Origin of the sequence: Methylobacterium sp. WL1 (assembly GCF_008000895.1) — a bacterium.
GTDB lineage: Bacteria > Pseudomonadota > Alphaproteobacteria > Rhizobiales > Beijerinckiaceae > Methylobacterium.
Map to the genome: position 1 here is coordinate 1,724,073 of NZ_CP042823.1, position 19,058 is coordinate 1,743,130.

Annotated in this window: 19 protein-coding genes; 12 read left to right on the forward strand and 7 right to left on the reverse strand. The window is 64.2% G+C overall.

The annotated features are described in order from the left end of the window. Positions 1–16 precede the first annotated feature (16 nt). Genes FVA80_RS08615 through FVA80_RS08625 form a run of 3 tightly spaced genes read left to right on the forward strand, consistent with a single transcriptional unit; the run spans position 17 to position 3,487 of the window. Entirely contained in the window at positions 17–811 is a 795-nt protein-coding gene (locus FVA80_RS08615; protein ID WP_147909731.1) for an amino acid ABC transporter ATP-binding protein, read from the forward strand. Continuing rightward, entirely contained in the window at positions 811–2,145 is a 1,335-nt protein-coding gene (locus FVA80_RS08620) for an MmgE/PrpD family protein (protein WP_147909732.1), read from the forward strand. Before FVA80_RS08615 ends, FVA80_RS08620 begins: the two co-directional genes overlap by 1 nt. A 40-nt stretch (positions 2,146–2,185) precedes the next feature. Further along, positions 2,186–3,487: an LLM class flavin-dependent oxidoreductase gene (locus FVA80_RS08625; RefSeq protein ID WP_147909733.1), complete on the forward strand. Its 1,302-nt coding sequence runs from the start codon at positions 2,186–2,188 to the stop codon at positions 3,485–3,487. Positions 3,488–3,864: 377 nt separating this feature from the next. On the opposite strand, the gene FVA80_RS08630 is transcribed toward FVA80_RS08625, so the two are convergent. Together FVA80_RS08630 and FVA80_RS08635 are read right to left on the reverse strand one after the other, a co-directional pair. Further along, on the reverse strand, positions 3,865–4,290 hold the full coding sequence (locus FVA80_RS08630; RefSeq protein WP_147909734.1) for a type II toxin-antitoxin system VapC family toxin: 426 nt from the start codon (positions 4,288–4,290) through the stop codon (positions 3,865–3,867). Further along, a complete protein-coding gene (locus FVA80_RS08635; RefSeq protein WP_147899224.1) occupies positions 4,287–4,535 on the reverse strand; it encodes a plasmid stabilization protein in 249 nt (82 codons plus the stop codon). The genes FVA80_RS08630 and FVA80_RS08635 overlap by 4 nt, the downstream gene beginning before the upstream one ends. A 496-nt stretch (positions 4,536–5,031) precedes the next feature. Between FVA80_RS08635 and FVA80_RS08640 the strand changes: the two genes are divergently transcribed. The 3 genes from FVA80_RS08640 (at position 5,032) to terL (ending at position 8,950) form a co-directional block, all read left to right on the forward strand. Next, on the forward strand, positions 5,032–6,486 hold the full coding sequence (locus FVA80_RS08640; RefSeq protein WP_187193627.1) for a DNA modification methylase: 1,455 nt from the start codon (positions 5,032–5,034) through the stop codon (positions 6,484–6,486). A gap of 342 nt (positions 6,487–6,828) precedes the next feature. Next, positions 6,829–7,326, forward strand: coding sequence for a DUF5681 domain-containing protein (locus tag FVA80_RS08645; protein ID WP_147909736.1), 498 nt, complete (start codon positions 6,829–6,831; stop codon positions 7,324–7,326). Between the two features lie 13 nt (positions 7,327–7,339). After that, positions 7,340–8,950, forward strand: coding sequence for a phage terminase large subunit (gene terL, locus FVA80_RS08650; RefSeq protein WP_187193628.1), 1,611 nt, complete (start codon positions 7,340–7,342; stop codon positions 8,948–8,950). Positions 8,951–9,547: 597 nt separating this feature from the next. On the opposite strand, the gene FVA80_RS08655 is transcribed toward terL, so the two are convergent. Beyond that, positions 9,548–9,790 (reverse strand): hypothetical protein, encoded by a 243-nt coding sequence (locus tag FVA80_RS08655; protein WP_147909738.1) that lies wholly within the window; start codon positions 9,788–9,790, stop codon positions 9,548–9,550. 320 nt (positions 9,791–10,110) lie between these two features. Further along, positions 10,111–10,323, reverse strand: a complete 213-nt coding sequence (locus FVA80_RS08660) for a hypothetical protein (protein WP_147909739.1) — start codon at positions 10,321–10,323, stop codon at positions 10,111–10,113. 285 nt (positions 10,324–10,608) lie between these two features. On the opposite strand from FVA80_RS08660, the gene FVA80_RS08665 reads away from it, so the two are divergent. Then, a complete protein-coding gene (locus tag FVA80_RS08665) occupies positions 10,609–10,926 on the forward strand; it encodes a hypothetical protein (RefSeq protein WP_147909740.1) in 318 nt (105 codons plus the stop codon). 7 nt (positions 10,927–10,933) lie between these two features. Next, positions 10,934–11,194: a hypothetical protein gene (locus tag FVA80_RS08670; protein WP_238261124.1), complete on the forward strand. Its 261-nt coding sequence runs from the start codon at positions 10,934–10,936 to the stop codon at positions 11,192–11,194. Positions 11,195–11,568: 374 nt separating this feature from the next. On the opposite strand, the gene FVA80_RS30410 is transcribed toward FVA80_RS08670, so the two are convergent. Further along, positions 11,569–11,736 carry a hypothetical protein gene (locus tag FVA80_RS30410; RefSeq protein WP_187193629.1) on the reverse strand — a complete coding sequence of 56 codons (168 nt, stop codon included), beginning with the start codon at positions 11,734–11,736 and terminating at the stop codon, positions 11,569–11,571. Between the two features lie 668 nt (positions 11,737–12,404). Here FVA80_RS30410 and FVA80_RS08680 point away from each other — a divergent pair. Beyond that, a complete protein-coding gene (locus FVA80_RS08680) occupies positions 12,405–12,728 on the forward strand; it encodes a hypothetical protein (protein ID WP_147909741.1) in 324 nt (107 codons plus the stop codon). Between the two features lie 807 nt (positions 12,729–13,535). Here FVA80_RS08680 and FVA80_RS08685 read toward each other — a convergent pair. Then, a complete protein-coding gene (locus FVA80_RS08685; RefSeq protein ID WP_147909742.1) occupies positions 13,536–14,729 on the reverse strand; it encodes a flagellin in 1,194 nt (397 codons plus the stop codon). A gap of 924 nt (positions 14,730–15,653) precedes the next feature. Between FVA80_RS08685 and FVA80_RS08690 the strand changes: the two genes are divergently transcribed. From FVA80_RS08690 to FVA80_RS08700, 3 genes are all read left to right on the forward strand, one after another. Beyond that, positions 15,654–16,169 carry a GAF domain-containing protein gene (locus FVA80_RS08690; protein ID WP_147909743.1) on the forward strand — a complete coding sequence of 172 codons (516 nt, stop codon included), beginning with the start codon at positions 15,654–15,656 and terminating at the stop codon, positions 16,167–16,169. Between the two features lie 31 nt (positions 16,170–16,200). Beyond that, complete coding sequence (locus FVA80_RS08695) at positions 16,201–16,638, forward strand: response regulator (protein ID WP_147909744.1); 438 nt, start codon at positions 16,201–16,203, stop codon at positions 16,636–16,638. Between the two features lie 644 nt (positions 16,639–17,282). Next, a complete protein-coding gene (locus tag FVA80_RS08700) occupies positions 17,283–18,527 on the forward strand; it encodes a capsule biosynthesis protein (protein ID WP_147909745.1) in 1,245 nt (414 codons plus the stop codon). 23 nt (positions 18,528–18,550) lie between these two features. Here the strand turns inward: FVA80_RS08700 and FVA80_RS08705 are convergent, their stop codons facing one another. Beyond that, the gene (locus tag FVA80_RS08705) at positions 18,551–18,874 is read right to left on the reverse strand and encodes a polyhydroxyalkanoic acid system family protein (protein WP_187193630.1); all 324 of its coding nucleotides are present in this window, start codon (positions 18,872–18,874) and stop codon (positions 18,551–18,553) included. Between the last annotated feature and the right edge of the window lie 184 nt (positions 18,875–19,058).

Sequence of the window (19,058 nt, forward strand, 5' to 3'; positions counted from 1 at the left end):
AGTCGATCGCCGCCCCATGGCACAGGATTCCACCCCCCGGCCGATCCTCGTCGAGCTTCAGGACGTCCACCTGTCCTTCGGGGCGGCCGAAGTGCTCAAGGGCATCGATCTCACGGTGGCGAAGGGGGATGCGGTCTCGATCATCGGACCGTCCGGATCGGGCAAGTCCACGATCCTGCGCTGCATCAACGGGCTCGCCCAGCCTCAGGCGGGCCGGATCACGGTGGCCGGCACCCGGGTCGACACCCTGCGCACCGAGGCCGAGCGGATCGCCCTGCGCAAGCGCATCGGCATCGTGTTCCAGCAATACAACCTGTTCCCGCACCTCACCGTGCTGGAGAACATCACCATCGCGCCAACCCGCATCCTCAAGGTGCCGCGGGCCGAGGCCGAGGCCCTGGCCCGCGACCTGCTCGCCCGGGTCCGCCTCGCCGACAAGGTCGCGGCCTATCCGGGCGCATTGTCCGGCGGCCAGCAGCAGCGCGTCGCCATCGCGCGGGCGCTGGCCATGCGGCCGGACCTCGTCCTGTTCGACGAGGTCACCTCCGCCCTGGATCCCGAGATGGTCGGCGAAGTGCTCGCCGTCATCCGGGAGCTGGTCCGCGACGGGCTGACCAGCATTCTCGTCACCCACGAGATGCGCTTCGCCGAGGAGATCAGCGACACGATCGCGTTCACCGAAAACGGCCGGATCGTCGCGCAGGCTCCGCCGGCCGAGCTGTTCTATCGGTCCGGCAATCCGCGCATCCGCCAGTTCATCGGCGGCTTCCAGGGCTACCGGGACGCCGTGCAGGACCGGGAGGGGATCTGATGCCGAACCCGCGCACCGCCGCCCTCGCGGAGGCGATCGTCGCCGCCCGCCCGGACGTCGATACCGCCGCCATGATGGCGGCGCGGGTCGCGCTGGTGGACTTCCTGGCCTGCGCTCTGGCGGGCAGCACCGACCCGTCGCTCGCGACGTTGCGCGGCGTCTTCGGCGATGCGCCCGGTCGTGCCCTGGTGATCGGCTCCGGGCAGCCGGCCGACCCGTTCCTCGCCGCCCTCCTCAACGGCCATGCGGGCCACGTGCTCGACTACGACGACGTGCAGGCCAGCGTGCGCGGCCATCCGACCACCGTGATCGTCCCGGCGCTGCTCGCCACCCTCGACCCGGACGCGCTCCCCACCGCGGTCGCGTTCCTGGCCGCCTACCTGGTCGGGCTGGAGACGATGGCGCATCTCGGGCGCGCGATCGGCCCCGCCCATTACGAGCGCGGCTTCCACGCCACCGCCACCCTCGGTCCACTCGGTGCGGCGGCCGCGATCGCGCATCTGCGCGGCTTCACCGCCGGGACGACCGCGATCGCCCTCGGTCTCGCCGCGACGCAGGCCGCCGGGTTGCGGCTGCAATTCGGATCCGACGCGAAGCCGCTCCATGCCGGGCTCGCCGCCCGCAACGGCCTGGCGGCGGCCCTCCTGGCCGAGGCCGGCCTGTCCGGCGCCGACGACGGCCTCGATGGCGCGAACGGGTTCCTGCAGGCCTACGGCTTCGGCGAGGCGGCGCCCGAGCGGCTGCTGGAAGATTGGGGCGCCCCCTGGCAGATCGTCCGCCCCGGCCTGACCCTCAAGGCGTTCCCCTGCTGCACGGCGGCCCACCCCGTGGCAGTGGCCGGCCTCGCCTTCCACCGCGAGGGGATCCGCGACTTGGCGGGGGCGACGATCACCTTCCCGCCGGGGGGCGACGCGGCCCTGGTGGTCCGGACGCCGCGCACCGGCATCGAGGCACGGTTCAGCCCGGAATACATCCTGGCCGCGGCCCTGGTGGACGGGGCGGTCCGGATCGACCATTTCGACGCGCGTCCGGTCCGCCCCGACCTCGCGGCGCTGGCGGCGCGGGTCGAGCGCCGGCACGATCCGTCCGCCCGCCGCCTTTCCTCAGACCCGAGCACGCGCTTCGTCGTGGTGGAGATCACGGACCCCGCGGGCCGCACGAATTGCCGGCGCATCGACGGCCTGCCTGGGCTCACGGATCCCGACGACAAGTTCCGGGACGCGACCGCCGGTTCGGAGGCCTTGCGTCCGGTGCCCGACCTCGTGCGCAACATGCACGACGGAAACGATCTCGCCCACCTCCTCGGCCTTCTCGCGCGACGGCTGCAGCCGTGAGCATTCCAGCCGCCCCCGAACCGCATCCGTGAGCCCGCCCATGACGACGACCCCGCGACAGATGCATCTCGGCCTGTTCCTGCAGGGAGCCGGCCATCACGTCTCCGGCTGGCGCCACCCGCGCGCCGAGGCCGGCAGCGAGAATTTCGACCTCCTGCGCCGGGTGACGCAGATGGCCGAGGACGCCAAGTTCGACATGGTGTTCCTCGCGGACGGCCTTACCAGCGCGGTGGACGCGCATCCGTCGATGATCGCGCGCTTCGAGCCGCTGACGCTGTTGAGCGCCCTGGCGATGGTGACGAGCCGCATCGGCCTCGCGGCGACCTCCTCGACCACCTACGGCGAGCCGTATCACACCGCCCGCGCCTTCGCGTCGCTCGATCATTTGAGCGGCGGACGGGCGGCGTGGAACGTCGTCACCACCTCCTACGCGCGCACCGCCGACAACTTCTCGAAGGACCATCCCGCGCATGACGAGCGCTACGCCGTCGCCGAGGAGTTCGTCGACGTGGTCTGCGGCCTCTGGGACAGCTGGGACGACGACGCCTTCGTGAAGGACAAGGCACGCGGCATCTACGCCGATCCCGCGAAGGTGCGGGTGCTCGACCATGTCGGCCGCTACTTCCGTACCAAGGGCCCGCTCAACATCCCACGTTCGCCGCAAGGCCACCCGATCCTGATCCAGGCCGGTTCGTCCGGTCCGGGCCAGGATCTCGCCGCCCGCCGGGCCGACGTGGTGTTCACCGCCCAGCAGACCATCGAGGAGGCGCAGACATTCTACGCCAGCCTCCAGCAGCGCGTCGCCGGCTTCGGCCGCGATCCCGCGACCGTGGCGGTCATGCCGGGTATCCTCCCGGTCATCGGTCGGACGCTGGAGGAAGCGAGCGCGAAGCTGATCGAACTCGATCGGTGGACGGAGATCGCCAAGGCGATGCCGCTGTTGGAAGAGCGTCTCGGCCATTCGCTGGCAACCTACGATTTGGACGGCCCGCTCCCGGACCTCCCGATCTCGGATCAGCTGCGCAGCCGCGCCGAACTCCTCACCGGGCTGGCCCGCCGGGAGCGGTTGACCATACGCCAGCTCGCCCTGCGGGTGGCAGCGGGGCGCGGCCACCACATGATCGTCGGCACGGCGACGGACGTCGCCGACCGCATGCAGGCTTGGTTCGAGGGTGGGGCCGCGGACGGCTTCAACGTGATGCCGCCCTTCTTCCCCGAGGGGCTGAGCGATTTCGTCCGAGAGGTCGTTCCGCTGCTCCAAGAGCGCGGCCTGTTCCGGACGGAGTACACGGGAACCACCCTGCGCGGGCATCTCGGCCTGTCGAGGCCGGAGCCGCGGTGAATCCGATCCGTGCGCTTGCGGTCCGCCCCCGTCGTTTGCAAGCGCCTCGGCTACCTACGGGTGAGCCGCGAACGCTCGGCGAGTCTCACCGCTTCCGCGGTCGACGCCTTGCCGCGGCCGGTTAGCTCAAAACTGAGTCGAAGGGGCGATGCGCCGTAGCGCGATACGCCGCGATACCATTTTCCCTGCACGAGGGAAAAGTACAGGGATTTTGGGCCTGACAGCGTACGCTATCAAGCGCTGACCACACGAACCTGCAATACCCTACGATCGCCGAAAGACCCCAGCCGAATAGCGGCTCCGCCGATTATCTCCCCGTTTCAGCGCTCGCCGATCCAATGGGAGTGGGACGGGTACGTGGCGGTGCGGTGGATGGCTCAATTCGGCGTCATCCATGGATCTACAACAACGATCCCGCAATCGACAAAGTCGCGCACGTTACGGGTCGCCAAACGCGCGCCGCGGGAGGCGGTAATCGCAGCGATTTGACCGTCAATCTGCGAGATTGGCTGCCCAGCTCGGCGTCGGCTGGCCGCGATGTCCGCGTAGGCCATAGCCGCATCTTGATCGAAGCTCAGGATACGTCCGGCTAACTCGACCTCGAAAATCGGCTGAGCTGCTGCGAACAGATCGTCGCGACGGCGCCCCTCCGGTAGCAACGATAGGCCGTAGAAGATCTCCGCTTGCGTGAGAGTTGTGGTGAACAAGCCGGCCGAGGGTTGAGCCGCAAACCATTTTAGGACGAATATTGTTGGCTTCGCTCGCATCAACTCTGAGAGGACGTTAGTATCGAGGATGATCACTCTTCGAATCCAATGGGCTCACGGCTCGGCTCCCGCGGTGACTCCGGTAAATCGACCCCTCCGAGCGCGGCGAAGCGCTCATGAATTGATTGTCCAACGCTCGTGGGGCGTGGGATCTCGGTTGAGAGCGCCGAGCGAAGGATATCGCGGGCCTCGTCCTCCATTGAGCGGCCGTTGATGGCGGCGCGGACCCGCAAGCGGGTTTTAATCGCCGCGTCGATGTTGCGGATGGTCATCACCGCCATGGCGAACTCCGTTAGTCATTGACTGCAAATTAGCGTCTGCTGAAGGACCAGACAAGGTATCCCTGTCGAATGGGTGCGGCTGGCCTTTGAAGAAACGGCCACAGCGCTGGCAGGCTCCGACGCCAGCTTTCGTACCGTCGTGGTTCGGAAAGCTATTGTATTTGGGTTGAAGGTGCGGCATCACAGATTGTGCCACGGTTGAGTCGAGTAAAGCTCGCTTTGGCGCACGGGGGCCGATCACAGCCGCGAGGCGATCGGCAGCCCGCAGAAATCTCGAAGCAGCATTGGGCGGTTCAGCCCGGAGCAGCATCGGTTTGGGACGTGCGGCCAAGTCGGTCGTGCGCCAGCTGATGACTGTGTGCTGCTCGTCTGCCTTTTAAGCCCGCATCGGTCTCCATCGCAGTCAGCTTTGGAGGCACTTATGCCGAGACAAACTCAAACACGCTCGCTCGCCGTACCGGCAGGCTTGGCCCCTCCCGGCGCCGGCGCCAACGCGATGGCCCTCGACGAGGCACCGCGCGTCTCCGTCGGGCCGGGGCTCGAAGGGCGCTACGGGCTCGCTCCACTCAACATCATCGTGAAAAACCCGCACCGCGTACAGGTCCACTCGTCGCGGCAGGTGAACAAGCTGAGCCGTGCCATCGAGGGTGTGGGGCAGTTGGCGCCGGCCATCATCGACGAGCGCTACATGATCCTGGCCGGCCATGCCCGGCTCGCCGCTGCCCAGGGGCGGGGTCTCGCGAGCATGCCGGTCGTCCAGGTCTTCAACCTGTCGGAAGCCCAGAAGCGGTCCTTCCTGCTCAGCGACAATCGCGTCGGCCTCGATGCCCGCCTCGACCGCAAGGCGCTGGCCGGCCAGATCCCCGAGCTGACGCTGCTGTTCGAGGAGGCCGGCCTCACCTTGAGCGACACCGGCTTCGAGGTCGCCGAGATCGACGCGCTCGTGATCGACTTCGATGACGGTGCAGGAGACGCCGGCGATGCGATCGGTTCGGCGCTCTTGGGGGCGGAGACGTGTTTACGGCACGGCGATATCTTCAGTCTCGGGGTGCATCGGCTCGCCATCGGCGATGCCCGGGATGCCGATCTCCTCGACCGGCTCATGGCGGGCGAGCGGGCGGAGGTCGCGTTTCTCGATCCTCCCTATAATGTGCCGGTGCGCGCGACAGGCGGGCGCGGCCAAACCCAGCATCCGGAGTTCGCCTTCGCGTCGGGCGAGATGAGCCGCGTCGAGTTCGTCGCTTTCTTAGCGGCGAGCCTCGGTAACGCCGCCCGGGTCTCGGCGCCCGGGGCCGTACACTTCGTGTGCATGGACTGGAAGCACGTGCGCGACCTCATCGAGGCCGGTGAGAGCGTCTACGGCGCTTTTCTCAACCTGGTCACCTGGGTGAAGACCAACGCCGGGCAAGGTGGGCTGTATCGCAATCAGCACGAGTTGGTCGGCGTGTTCCGGGTCGGGGATACGCCCCATCGCGACAACGTCCAGATGGGCCGGTTCGGGCGCAATCGGTCGAACGTATGGACCTATCCCGGCGGCAATGGATTTCGGGCCGGGCGCGTGGATGATCTCAACGATCACCCCACAGTCAAGCCGATCCAGCTCGTGGTCGATGCGATCAAGGACGTCAGCCGGCGCGACGCGGTGGTGCTCGATACCTTCGTGGGCTCGGGTACCACCATCCTGGCCGGGGAGCGGGTCGGACGCCGCGTTCGGGCGATCGAGTACGAGCCGCGCTACGCCCAGATCGCGATCCGGCGCTTCGAGGAGGCTTCCGGCCGGGAAGCGATGCACCTCGAGACCGGGCTGAGCTTGGCGCAGCTGACCGAAAGCCGGCTCGCCGAGGGGCTGCAGGGTGCTGCTCCAGATCGCCCGATTTCCCCCGTGGCATCACCTTCGGCAGCGGCGGCCAGACCACGGGTGCGCGAGCGGACCAAACCAAAGGGTTCGTAGCGGCGCGACGAACCCTACGCCACCGACTGGATCCGGCGTGATCAAGAAGACGGGGTTATGGCTCAAGGTATTTTGCTTTGAGTCATAGCCCCGTCATGTCTTAGGTATCGATTGATTGAAGCAACTAATACCTTATAAAAACTACTTTTTTAACTTGACGATCTGACTCAAGGTCGTCAATAAGAGTGGTGCACATCGGTGAGATGTGCCTTATGTCGATCGAAAAACCGGGAAGACGCTCCGCCTCAGCGCGGGTCAGTCGTCATCGTTCAAGCGAGCGGCATTCCGGCACGGTTGTGTCCTTCCTCGACGGGAAGGCGTGGCGAGTTGCTGGAGGGGGCCATGACGTACGACGATGATGATGAGCAGCCTGCTGAGCTCGGTCAGGCGAACTCACCCCCTAAACCTCCTAAGGATGGAGAGCGCGTCGGCTACAAATGCCCGCCGAAGCGGACGCGCTTTGTCAAGGGCAAGAGTGGCAATCCCGAGGGAAGACCGAAGGGAAGCCTCAACCGCTCGACCATCCGCGCGATGGTGCACCAGGTGTGGTTTGAAGAATCGATCAAGATCATCGAGGGTGGACGCGAGCGTCACATCCCGCGGTTCCTCGCTCTTTTGAAGAAGCAAGGGGATCTGGCAATTAAGGGTGACGCGAAAGCGATCAACGACAGTATCAATTTCGTCTACTCTGCTGCTGTCGAGGTACCTGCTCCGCGGATCGCTGAAGAAACCGCTGCCGAAGACGAAGCCATCCTGCGTACGCATGCCACCGGTCTGCTCGATGGTGAGGAGACCCGTCCGGGATCGTTCATCGGCGAGGGTGGAGAGGACGGTGAGTGATCACGGGCGTCTTTTGCGCGCCTTGCTGCGCCAGAACCTCGCCGCCTTCGCCCAGAAGACGTTCCATGCCTTGGAGCCGGGGACGCCGTATTGTCACAGTTGGCACTTGGACCATCTCGCTTGGCAGTTGAACCGGGTCGCCCGGGGCGAGGTGCGTCGGCTGATCATCAATGTGCCGCCGCGCTCGATGAAGTCGATCACGGTCTCGGTCGCCTTTACGGCTTGGCTCCTGGGGCGCGATCCGACAAAGCGGATCCTGTGCGCCTCCTACGCCGCCGATCTCGCGCGCAAGCACGCGATCGACACGCGCCACATCATGGACAGCGCGTGGTTTCAGGAGCTGTTTCCGCGCTGTGAGCTCGTCGCCCGCCGCCAACGCGACACCGAACTCGTGACCACCCTCAAGGGCGGGCGCCTGTCGTTCGGACTCGGCGGCGCGCTGACCGGTCGGGGCGCCGATGTGATCATCCTGGATGATCCGATGAAGGCCTCGAGCGCCACCTCGGAAGCCGATCGGCGGCGGGCGATCGAGTACTACGAGGGGACGCTGGTCTCGCGCCTGAATGACAAGCGGCGTGGCGCCATCGTGCTGGTCATGCAACGCCTCCACGAGGCCGATTTGTGTGGCCATCTGCTGGCGCGCGCTCCTGAGGAATGGGAGGTCGTCCACCTTCCGGCCATCGCCGTCGAGGACGGTGAGTTCCGGCTCAGCGACCGGCCGGGTCACGTGCATCGGCGTTTCTGCGGCGACGCGCTTCAAACCGATCGTGAACCGTGTGAGCTGCTCGACGGTCTGCGGCGCGAGCTCGGCTCGCGCACCTTCGAGGCGCAGTATCAACAGACTCCAACACCGGCGAGCGGCAACCTGATCCGACGCGAATGGCTGAGATCCTACAGCGAGAGGCCGGCCGCCTTCAGCCGGGTCGTGGTCACCTGGGACACGGCCTCGACCCTGGGCGAGACCAGCGATTGGTCGGTGGGTCAGGTCTGGGGCGTGTGTGACCAAGATTTCTACCTGCTCAACGTCGTCAGGCAGCGTCTGGAGTTCCCACAGCTGCGGCGGGCTGTGCTGAAGTTGCACGCAGACTGGGATGCCGACGTCACGCTGATCGAGAAGACCGCCCTCGGCCACGCGCTGCTCCAGGATCTGCGGCGCACAAGCCCTCTCAGACCAATCCTGTTGCCGGCGCGCCTCGACAAGGTCGCGCGCTGCGAGGCGCAATCGGCCCGGTTCGAGGAGGGGCGCGTGCACCTACCCGCCGAGGCGCCTTGGCTTGGCGCCTACCTGTCTGAGCTGTTGGCCTTCCCAAACGGGCGTCACGACGATCAGGTGGATGCGACGAGCTACGCGCTGCACTACCTCACGGACTGGTTGCGCCGGGCTCGGCCGCCAGTCCGGCGCAGTCGGGAGAGTATACGGCCGCTGAGTTCGCGCCGCCGAGCCGTCGACCCGGAGATCGTAGCGGCCGAGCCCGACGCTCTGATTCCCGAGGGCGCGAAGGTACGTTTGGTGAATGGATGCCGCGTCATCGACGTCCCGGCCTCGACGCCGATGCCGGTGCAGGACGCGCCGCGCAGCTCGAACGGTCAGACGACCCGCCGTTCCGTGCGTAACCGGAGCTGAGAGAGTTGTCTCGGTCGGCGACCCAATTGAGAGCTAACGAGTGGGCACACCCGGATGCCGTCGCCTCAATTTAAGGCCGTCAATGGTCGGGCGACCGCCCGTCAGGCTGTAAAAGGCGAGCGGGCTGGGTTTTCGTCCGGCTCTCTCCCAATCGCGTGGCGCAGATTGGCATTCGACCAAGACGGCCAGCCCGTGCCGGCAAAATCGCGATCATGGCTCCAAAATATCGGCGTCGAACATCCAGGCACGGGCGAGAAGATGGGCGTCGCTTGTCGACCCGTTGCGCGATGCGACCGCATGGGTGAGCGCGCGCGATGCGATCTCGAGACGGTCAACTTAGACGATCTGCGGCACAACCTCGATTCCAACCACCAGCGCTTCGGCGAGATCGGGGGTTCCGGCGACAATCTCGGGAACGAACGTAGGACATGATGGATCTCTTCGGCCGCTCAAGCTGAGGTCCCGATGCTGCGGGCGGCGATCCCTTCGGCGAAAACCGGTCGCGATCGGCGGCCGCGAACGACACTCAGAATGATATTGGCGTCGATGACGAGGATCGAGGGCGGGGCGCGTGGTCAGTCCGCGCGTCTTCCTGCATCACTCGGTGCCGCGTTCGGCAAGCAACTGGTCGATCGCGGCTTCCTGTTCGGGCGAGCGCCGTTCCGCTGCCGCTTCAATATCGGCCAACACCTTGGTCAGATATCTGCGGGAGAGCGTATGCATGGGTACCAAGACGCCGACCGTCGCCGTGCCATTCTTGATCGGGACAGCGTGGGGTAATGCTTGGATCGCGCTGGCCGACAGTTTTTGCAAATCGCGCATGCTGATGGCCGATGTCATTGGCCGCTCTTTTTGCTCTACTGGTATGTAAAGCTGCATTACAATTTGGACAGGGGAAATGCGGCGATGGCATGCGTGTCGCAGCACGGCCACGGGGAGCCGATTATGTCGACGCATTTTCCTAAATCTACGGGCGGATCAATCAAGGAGGCTCGATTAATCGCGGTTGCCCGTTAGCTACTAGGAAAATTGATTTAAAACTTTTGGGCGAATCGGCTGCATGGACATCAAATATCAAGCTTGCCGATCTTTGAGCTGATGATCTTAGCTCGTAGAAGATTGTTTCATCAAGCCGGGATTGGCAGCAGGTCTGCCTAATCTCAGACTTGAATATCTACGACCCGCCTCTGCGATGGTGGAGACAGGTGCCTACCCTCCCGCTGCTGCGCCCCAGTCTCGCTGGAGCGTGCGATTTCGACCGAGACGGTGTGCGGTCCTTCCCGATGAGCGAGCGCCGCATCCGTGCGCGCCGTTTGCAGCATTTCCGTCGCGCGCATGACGCCAACGGTATTGATCGAGGCGGTGATCGTCATGGCTCTGGCCTCCTCGCCGGAAAGTGGACCATGGAACCTATGAGGATCGGGTTTCGTAGATCCCGTCATTTTGATAGATCTGCCTGAGCAGCTGCAGGGCGGCCGCCGGAGTACGAAATCGGCGGGAGTGATTCTGAATGCGGCACGATGAATGCGCCGCTCCCCCCTCCACGAGCTAGTACGGGTCGGCCGGGGGCGATTCGCTGGCGGATACAGGGCGCAGCCTGCCTGAAGGGGCGTGCCTGAGCTGAGTTCCAAGCCGATGGAAGCGAGGGGCTACTTGAGATGACAGACGTTGACGCCCCGCCCAGCAAGCTCGCGGAGGTCGCCGGGTTGGCGACAGCACTGGCTGACCGGATCCTCGATCAGCACGTTGCAGGCACATCGATCCAGCCGAGCCAATTCCATATGCTGGTCAGGGCCACCCAGATGCTCCAAGACAACGATGTGCCCTGGCCGCCCTCGGTCGAGATCGTGTTTATGGAGATCGCTCAGCGCGTTGAGCAGGCTGAAGTGCATCCAGAGAGCGCGGGGGTGAGGCCCAACGGCGATGATGTCGTGGTGCACATGAGCCGGTTCGTCGGCGACGTTAAACGGACCTGAGAAAGCCGTGGACGAGGATCGCGAGTACGAGCACTCGGGTATGTCCGGCTCGTTCACTCGTGGCGGTGAGACCGTCGACGTGGAGATCTATCGGTTGGCTGGGACGCAGGATCCCTGGCAGTTGGCGGTCGTCCACATGGCGAGCGGTAGCACGGAGTGGCAGGAGCGCTTCGCAACCGAGCGGGATGCCTACCGCGCCTTTATGGGGGTCGTGGAGAGGGACGGTCTGGCAGCGTTTGGCCCGGGCATCAGCAGGGTGGTGCACTGACCCTATCGGCCGCTTCATGATGGAGCGCGCATTCGGTACGGAATCTCCACGGCGTCGTCATAACGATGGGGGCGATCCCTTTTGGCGATGTGGGCGAACTCGCCGGCACCGTAGCGCCGGACGACGGTCCAGATCTCGGAGATGCTGCGGTCCATCGCGACCGACGTGTCGGCTGACTACCGGCGTGCGATCAGAAGATAGTCTCCTGACACGACGCCCCGCATTTCGGGCAACGATCGCGTTGTTCAACGACTCCCAAGCGTCTGCTAGGCCGCACGATTAGATTGCCTTCGGGTCGCCAGTCGTATCAGCCCCGTCCTGTCAAATGGCGCGCATGCGGGCGGATAAAGTTCGCCATCAGTCAGTCGTCGCGCTCATGCCGCCGCCGCGATGTCGAGCACCTCGGCCGTGACGAGCATGAAGCACCCGTTTTGCGAAGAGTCTGCGCGGCGGTTGAGACGAGTGCTGATCCGCACGGCGTTACGGCTTCTCACATCCCAAATATTGAGGGCGACCCACTGGAGACTGAGGAGGTTCGCCATGACAGCTCCCCAAACCCTCGCAACCATATTTGCTTTGATCTCCGTCGGCTCGGCTCGGCTCGGCTCTGGCCCTGGCTTTGATGGCATCTGCGTCGGCAGCGCTCGATGCCTTGGCTGCGGCATGCGATCGATCGTTGGTGCGCGTCCGAGATGACCGGCCCGGACCACTCTCGACCGCAGTATGCCGGGCGCACCAGATGGCCCTCGCGCGCGTCCATCTGCAGTAGCGGAGCGGAACCGAAGTCACGGGTTCACCCCTGGTAAGGCGCCAACACGTCTTTGCTCGCGTCCTCGCTGTCGGCCTCCGCACGGAGCTTCCACGATCGCGTGCATGAGTGCGCTGTAGCAGTCGGCAAGCTGCTGGGTCCTGCGTCCGATCTCGACCCTTCGAGGATCAGCGCGTAGCCGCTGGCGGACCTCTCGCTCAGCGCAATCGGCCGGGTCGGCGGCGCTGAAGGTCTTAGCCGCGGGCATCTTTTGCCGCGACGAACTAACCCCGCACCCACAACATCGTCGCAACAACCAAAAGATGTCTTACGAAGGCAGGCGTGAGCCTTCGTGTTGTATTGACGTCAATAGATATCGATTGTTTGCGCAATATTTACGGCTGCGTGCAGCATGGTGATTAGCGTATACGCTCTCTGAACAACGACTAGGGGTGCATTCCGATGATTTATGACAGGTCGGTTGACAATAAAAGCTGCGATGAGCCGCCCTCGGCCGCCGCGCAGGAGGCGAATGGTGTGGCGTTTCTCCTTGCCAGCGCGGCCTACTTGACGCTCGCGGGGGCGCACCTGCGTCGTGAGGGATCGGACGGTCTCGCCCTGATGGACGAGATCGAGAACCAAATCACGGAAGCGCTGGACAGCTTCGCCGCTGAGCACGCGAGCGACGTCGCCCGCCCCGACATCATGCTGCATGCGATGCGCAAGGTTCGCGCTCTTCTCGATGCCGGACGCTCAATGGCACCGGAGGGACGTTCCCTCCAGTGACGCGGTCCACCCGCGAGGGGTGATCGACCTCGATGGTCCCGCGCTGATCATTATGGGCTCAGGCATGCTGCTGGCCCGCGGCTTGGGGGGGGGGCGCGGCTCGAAGCGGAACGCCCGGCGGGTTGCCGCAACAGACGATTTGGCCGGGTGGATTTCGGCTGCAACGAACAGGACATCGCCCTGTAGGTCAGACCATTTAGCCCTCATCCGAGCCCGTATTTCTGCGGGGTGGACGGAGGGCGTCATGCTCAACGATCGTGCCAACTCAAATCGGGCTGCAGCGTACGACGTGCTAGCTCACGAACGCGCAGTTCGAGATCCCTCTCGCCGCATGAAAGCATTGGGGTTCGCCTGCCTCGGCATGGCATTCCTCGGGACAGCAAGCACAGTGGTAGCGCCGCGAGACATTCCCACGCACGCTTCCGCGGCGGCCGGCAAAGATCACGGATAAGACGCGATCGAAGGTGGATGCAGATCCCCGGCGTCTCCTGATCCGGGGCGGCGCCGGACCCGCGGCGCCGCCGCCAGGTCGCGGCTCGGTGCCCCACACGCGCAGCCAAGACACCTGTGCGTGCTTGAACCGCTCGCGCCACTTGCCGTCGGTCTCGTCGTTGCCGACCGGCTTCATGGCACGGGATTAGGCCCCCTTCCAGGTCCACGTCGGCGACCTTCTGAGCGCCGTCCAAGTACCCACCTCGATGGTCATCCTGTCGAGATACGCCACGCCGAGGCGCCGATACGAGCACGCACGCAACGCAAAACGGCTGGGGATGACCCCAGCCGCGACGTCTACGATGCAGCGGACGCTTAGCGCAGGAGCTGCAGGATGCCCTGCTGCGCCTGGTTCGCCAGCGACAGGGCCGAGATGCCCAGCGACTGACGGGTGGACAGGGCTTGCGAGTTCGCAGCTTCAGCGTTCAAGTCAGCGGACGTCAGGTTCGATGAGCCCGTGTCGAGCACGTTGACCAAGTTCTTAGTGAAGTCCTGACGGTTCTGCACCACCGACAGGTTCGAACCGAAGGTCGACGAGTCCGTCCGCAGCTGGCTGGAGGCGGTCGTGAGCTTGTTCAGGGTCGTGTTGATGTCGGCGTTGAGCAGGAAGTTGCCCTGCCCGATCGTCGACGTCTTCGTCGAGGTGCTGGTGATCGAGGTCAGTCCCAGGCCACCCGAGGTCTCGTCGGTCGCGGTGACCGTGAGGTTCGAGTTGCCCTTCGGGTTGAAGTTGATCGTCAGGTTGTTGTTGTCGCTCTTGCCGTTGATCAGGTTCGTGCCGTTGAAGCTCGAATCGCCGGCGAGCTGATCGATCTGGGTCAGCAGGCTGTTGTACTGCGTCGCGAGCGTCGCCCGGGCTGTGACGCCCGACACGCTCAGGTCCGAACTCTGGCCGGCCGCGGCGGTGGTACCGTAGGTCGGTCCGGACGAGGCCGTACCGCCGGCAAAGCCGAGTGCGGTCTGGTCGGCCGAGGTCTTGAATTCCAAGTCCGAGGACGCGTTCATCACGATCTTGGTGCCGTCAGTGCTCTTCGAGAAGCTGCCGGCGCCGACCGCGGCGTTGAGCTTGGTCAAGGCCTGGTCGAGGGTGTCGGCCGTGGCCAGCGCGACGGTGGTCGCCGAGCCGTTGACGTAGAGGTTCAGGGTGGTTGCAGCGGCCGGAGCCGAGTAGGCGGTCGAGGCGGTGCCGGTGGTGGTGATCTGGGTGGACAGCGCTTGGTTGGCGACCGACTTGGCCTGATCGACCAGCTTCTGGATCGAGGTGATGCCCTGGTTGGCGGCCTGGATCGACTGGATCCCGTTCGAGATGCCGTCGAGCAGGTTGCCGAGGTCGCCCGAGCGCTGGCTGAGGGACTGCGAGGTGAAGAAGTTGACCGGGTTGTCGAGGGCCGAGGAGACCTTCAGGCCGGTGGAGAGCCGGTTCTGGGTGGTCGCGGTCAGCGCAGCGGTATCCTGCAGCGAGAGCAGGTTTTGGCGGGTGGCCGCGGTAAGCGTGACGCTAGAAGACATTGGTTACGCATCCATCATTGAGCGTGCACTGCTTTTTTACACGATAGGATGAATGAAATCTTATTGCGGTCGCACTCCAAGAAACTCTTCGCTGGATGGTCCGGGGCGAGGTGCTGCTTGTACGGGCCTCTCTCCCTCGATCGCTGCTCGGGCGATGGCGTTGGAGGAGCTGCGCCGCTATCGCTGCCTGGTGCCCGCGGTCCCGTAAGGCGAGGGCAAAGGTGCGCCGGATTACGGCTGACGGCCATCTGCCGTTTCGGAACCACGTCACCCTGAGTTCCTTTTTCAAACTGGAGCGCAATGGATCGAGAGCGTGCGATGAGTCGTACCGAACCAACCCCAGCTCAAGAGGTAGTCACAGAGGCTCCTTCTAACGCTCGCCCCCATCCCCCGAGTGACGTCGCCGTGCGACCGCAGGGGCCTCGATCGCCCGGCGAGTCCGAGCCTGGTGATATGGGTGCCTTTGACGACAAGGGGTACGAGGAGCCGCAGCACGAGAGTACCAAGGGCAACGGCAAAAGCGGGTATCGAGGCGCCTGACGAAGGACCTGGGTGTGCTGCAACGCCCACCTCGTCTGAACCGCATCAGCTATCGTCTGCGTAAAACTCAACATCGCAACCACGAGCGGCGTTTCAGGCGACGATTGGTGAGTTCGGCCTCTGTCGCTGGGAGGAAAAAACCCACGTCACTGCAATTCCGACGGTATCCTGCACAAAATAAAGGCCGGGCGCTTGTCGGCAGTGATCAGTGGTTTTTGGCCTCCAGACCTCCCTCAGGCGCCGTCATCTGTCGCTCTGGGTCCTGGTTGACGTCGTCGATCAGTGTGTCGTTAGGCCGAGGTCGCCGCTTCGGAACGCCTAACTGATTCTTATCCCTATTGGCTCAGACTCGTTCGAGCACGATCGCGGTTCGAGTTCTGCAGCATGACGTATCCTGTTCCCGCTAATGAACTTGAACGCCTCGCCGTTTTGGAAAATCTCGACCTACTCGATACGCCGCAAGATCCCGCTTTTGACGATCTTTGCCAAGAAGCCGCCCTGACCTTCGACGCGCCGGTCGCGCTTATCATACTGCTCGACGCGCGGCGGCAGTGGTTCAAGTCTCGCGTCGGCTTGGATATTTGTGAGACGACGCGAGACGCGTCATTCTGCAATTATGTAGTCGCACAGGACGTAGTCTTGATCGTTCCCGATGCGCGGCAAGATTCGCGCTTTGCCTCGAATCCGCTCGTGGTCGGACCACCGCACGTGCGGTTCTACGCGGGGGCTCCGCTCTACTACGGAGATGGCATCCGTCTCGGTGCGCTGTGCATCATCGATCAGCGCCCGCGCACCGCGGATGAGATCGACGTCCCCACGTTGCGACATTTGGCTGACCGGGTCGCGGGCGAGATTTGGGTCCGGCAAGCCGCGCGTTCTGCTGAACATCAGCGTGTCTGAGTTCGCCCCGCTGCCACAGGAGGCTTGAGCGATGCTACGCTCGGACGCACGTGTTCTCATCGTCGATGGTCAGGTGGCGGTCGCGCGCCTCGTGGCCAAAATTTTCGGCTCAGCCGGTCTGACGAATTCGGATGTCGCCTTCGACACCCTCACCGCACGCGGGCAGATCGAGGCGACCGCACCCGACATCGCGGTGATCGACGCGCGGGTCGGTCCGATGCGCGTCACCGCATTTATCATGCTGGTACGGAGGCGGACGGACAATCGGGCGCTGACGTTCGTGATGACCACCTCGCGAACTGGCGAGATGGTGGAAGCGGCGGGCGAGGCCGGCGTCGATGGCGTGCTGTTGAAGCCGTTTACGCCAGCCGATCTGAGCGCGCAGATCGCTGCTGCGGTGGAGAGGAAGCACGCGTTTCCTCACGGCAAGTGGGATCACTCACGGCCGACCGTCGTGGTGCTGGATTAGCCGAGCGGGCGGTCGTGGCGACATCGAATTGCCCGCGTCAACGTCCACCTCGGTTCATGACCGCGTTCGAGCGAGCTGCCAGAGGCGAGCGGGCCAAGCTTGGTCTCTGGCACGGGCTTCTGAACCACGACCGACACGCTGCCGTACTGCCTCTATCTTCGTACCGCCAATGACCCGGGTATGGCCGACCAACGCGTCGCCGCGGTCCGTGCCCTGCATCGCCTCGAGAGCCGTCCCGGCATTTTACTGGCCAACCCCTCCTTAAGGGGGCGGCTTCCCCGACATCAGGGCGCGGTAGGCCCTGGTGAGGCGGAGGGCGAAGGCCTAGCCTTTGACCGCGACGGCCGCAGAGGTACTGATCGATCGGGTCCGGCCGAGTACGGCTTCGCAGGGATTGTCCCGGACCAGGATGCCTGGGAAACGGTGACGACGAGAATGTCGCTCTGCGTTTCACATCCAAGAGCGAGCTCCTGACCATCCCGGAGATCCATCACGCCATCGAGATCGGCGCGGACCTGATCGCTAGGGCCGACATGCTTTTGCCGCGAGCTGATGGGACTGCCCATGCGCACAGCCGCACTGAGGCCGCCGGTATCCGGCCGAGTCTCGAAACCTCGCGGATCGCCAGCGCCAGGGACTGGTCCATGAATATGGAAGCTCGGAAGGCCGGCGGACAGCCCATCGCCGCCCCTCAGAATCAAAAAGCGATCGCCAAGGTCCTGCAGCGGTTACCAAACGTTCCCAGCTTCCGGGACCGCAAGAAGGGTGTGACGTCCTACCAGAGCCACGTCAAAAGCGATCCCTGGATCCTGATCCTGTTCGTGGTCTGCTTCGTGCTGCCGACGCTGGGTGGGGCGCTGTACTATGGCCTGATCGCCTCGGATCGGTACGTGACCGAGGTGAAGTTCGCCATCCGCCCCTCGGTCGGCACGGCCGATAAGGCGGCGCCCGATGCGGTTGGCACCAGTGTCGGCGTGGTGAGTTCGACGATCGCGCAAGACACGCTGATCACCCAGGAGTACATCCTGAGCCGGCCGATGCTTGAGCAGATCGAGGCCCAGCTGCCGATCCGCGAATGGTTCGGCCGCGACAGCGTCGATTTCGCGTCCCGGCTCAACCCTGAGAAGCCGATTGAAAAAGCGCTTCGCTACTGGAAGCGGCGGGTGTCCATCGATGTCGAGTCCGCCTCGGGCATCATGGGACTGACGGTAGAGGCGTTTGATCCAGACGAGTCACTGGCGATCACACAAGCGATCCTGAAGGATGCCGAGCAGATGCTGGGTAACCTCAGTTTGCGGGCGCGTGAGGATGCCTTGGTTGAGAGCACGCGTGAACTGAAGATCGCTGAGGATCGCGTCGCTAAGCTTGACCTCGCTCAAACGGATCTGCGCAATCGCGAAGGCCTGCTCGATGCTCAAAAATCCAACGAGGCCAATCTCAAGCTCGTCTCAGAGCTGCGAGGCTCCCGCATCAACTTGGCCGTTCAGCTCTCGATCGGCCAGCGAGATCTCGGCCCAGAGTCTCGTCGGATCATCGATATCAAGCAGCAGATCAGAGATCTCGATGACAACATCGCTCGAATCGAACGGCAGGCCACAGGCCAGGATCCGAACCAGAAACGTCAGCTCGCAAGCGCGCTGACGCGGTTCGAGGCTCTCGATCATGAGCGGAAAAGCGCAGTCAAATACGCCGAAGAGGTTCGGAAGGCGTTTGACCGAGCACGCATCTTGGTCGCTCGGCAGCCGCAGTTCTTCAACATGATCACCGCACCGATAAAGGCAGATTCCGCCACGGAGCCTCGGCGCCTTTTGATGATAAGCCTGATCGCCGCAGGATCCGCTGTTATGTTTGCGGCTGCGATGTTTGCCCGCAAAACAATGGTTAGCTGATTGAGGCCAGGCATTCGGAGGTTTTAGGCAGCCTCAGCTGTGGCGAGTAGCCGTGCCGCGTAATGCTTGGCTGCCGCCTCGATCGCAGGTGCAAACACGCCTATGGTCCAGGGCATCTTGGCTTCGAGCAACAAGGTGTCGCCCGCCACGACGATGTTACCTCGGACGTCCTGTCCAAGAGCGCGCGCCGTGAATGCCCTCCGGCCCTCGACCCACTCTGTCATCGTGACGGAGATGTTCTCGCGCTTCAACCGCTGCACCGCCCAGTCGGTCCGTTGGTCCAGGCGACGGATCACTTCTGCCGCGCCGAGATCGTGTGGGATCGCGATGGTGATGTGCTTCGGCATATGCCTTCCCATGATGGTCGTTTGCAAAGTGGCGAGCGCGGGTTAAGCGCCGGTCACCATCGCAAGACGCTTCCCTTCCAGACCACCCCGCGGAGGTGGTTCGAGATTTGCCGCGGACGCATGGGTCACAGAACCGAGACCGGGTTCCGTGCCGATATACCCCTCAGCTTACGAGCTTAGCTCG

What these genes read in the sequence shown, in the direction of transcription:
- FVA80_RS08695 (WP_147909744.1), top strand. Translation starts at nt 16,201, where the DNA reads ATGCTACGCTCGGACGCACGTGTTCTCATCGTCGATGGTCAGGTGGCG.
- FVA80_RS08665 (WP_147909740.1), top strand. Translation starts at nt 10,609, where the DNA reads ATGACAGACGTTGACGCCCCGCCCAGCAAGCTCGCGGAGGTCGCCGGG.
- FVA80_RS08625 (WP_147909733.1), top strand. Translation starts at nt 2,186, where the DNA reads ATGACGACGACCCCGCGACAGATGCATCTCGGCCTGTTCCTGCAGGGA.
- FVA80_RS08645 (WP_147909736.1), top strand. Translation starts at nt 6,829, where the DNA reads ATGACGTACGACGATGATGATGAGCAGCCTGCTGAGCTCGGTCAGGCG.
- FVA80_RS08705 (WP_187193630.1), bottom strand. Translation starts at nt 18,874, where the DNA reads ATGCCGAAGCACATCACCATCGCGATCCCACACGATCTCGGCGCGGCA.
- FVA80_RS08660 (WP_147909739.1), bottom strand. Translation starts at nt 10,323, where the DNA reads ATGACGATCACCGCCTCGATCAATACCGTTGGCGTCATGCGCGCGACG.
- FVA80_RS08615 (WP_147909731.1), top strand. Translation starts at nt 17, where the DNA reads ATGGCACAGGATTCCACCCCCCGGCCGATCCTCGTCGAGCTTCAGGAC.
- FVA80_RS30410 (WP_187193629.1), bottom strand. Translation starts at nt 11,736, where the DNA reads ATGGCGAACCTCCTCAGTCTCCAGTGGGTCGCCCTCAATATTTGGGAT.
- FVA80_RS08620 (WP_147909732.1), top strand. Translation starts at nt 811, where the DNA reads ATGCCGAACCCGCGCACCGCCGCCCTCGCGGAGGCGATCGTCGCCGCC.
- FVA80_RS08700 (WP_147909745.1), top strand. Translation starts at nt 17,283, where the DNA reads ATGAATATGGAAGCTCGGAAGGCCGGCGGACAGCCCATCGCCGCCCCT.
- FVA80_RS08685 (WP_147909742.1), bottom strand. Translation starts at nt 14,729, where the DNA reads ATGTCTTCTAGCGTCACGCTTACCGCGGCCACCCGCCAAAACCTGCTC.
- FVA80_RS08680 (WP_147909741.1), top strand. Translation starts at nt 12,405, where the DNA reads ATGATTTATGACAGGTCGGTTGACAATAAAAGCTGCGATGAGCCGCCC.
- FVA80_RS08640 (WP_187193627.1), top strand. Translation starts at nt 5,032, where the DNA reads ATGGCCCTCGACGAGGCACCGCGCGTCTCCGTCGGGCCGGGGCTCGAA.
- FVA80_RS08635 (WP_147899224.1), bottom strand. Translation starts at nt 4,535, where the DNA reads ATGGCGGTGATGACCATCCGCAACATCGACGCGGCGATTAAAACCCGC.
- FVA80_RS08655 (WP_147909738.1), bottom strand. Translation starts at nt 9,790, where the DNA reads ATGACATCGGCCATCAGCATGCGCGATTTGCAAAAACTGTCGGCCAGC.
- FVA80_RS08690 (WP_147909743.1), top strand. Translation starts at nt 15,654, where the DNA reads ATGACGTATCCTGTTCCCGCTAATGAACTTGAACGCCTCGCCGTTTTG.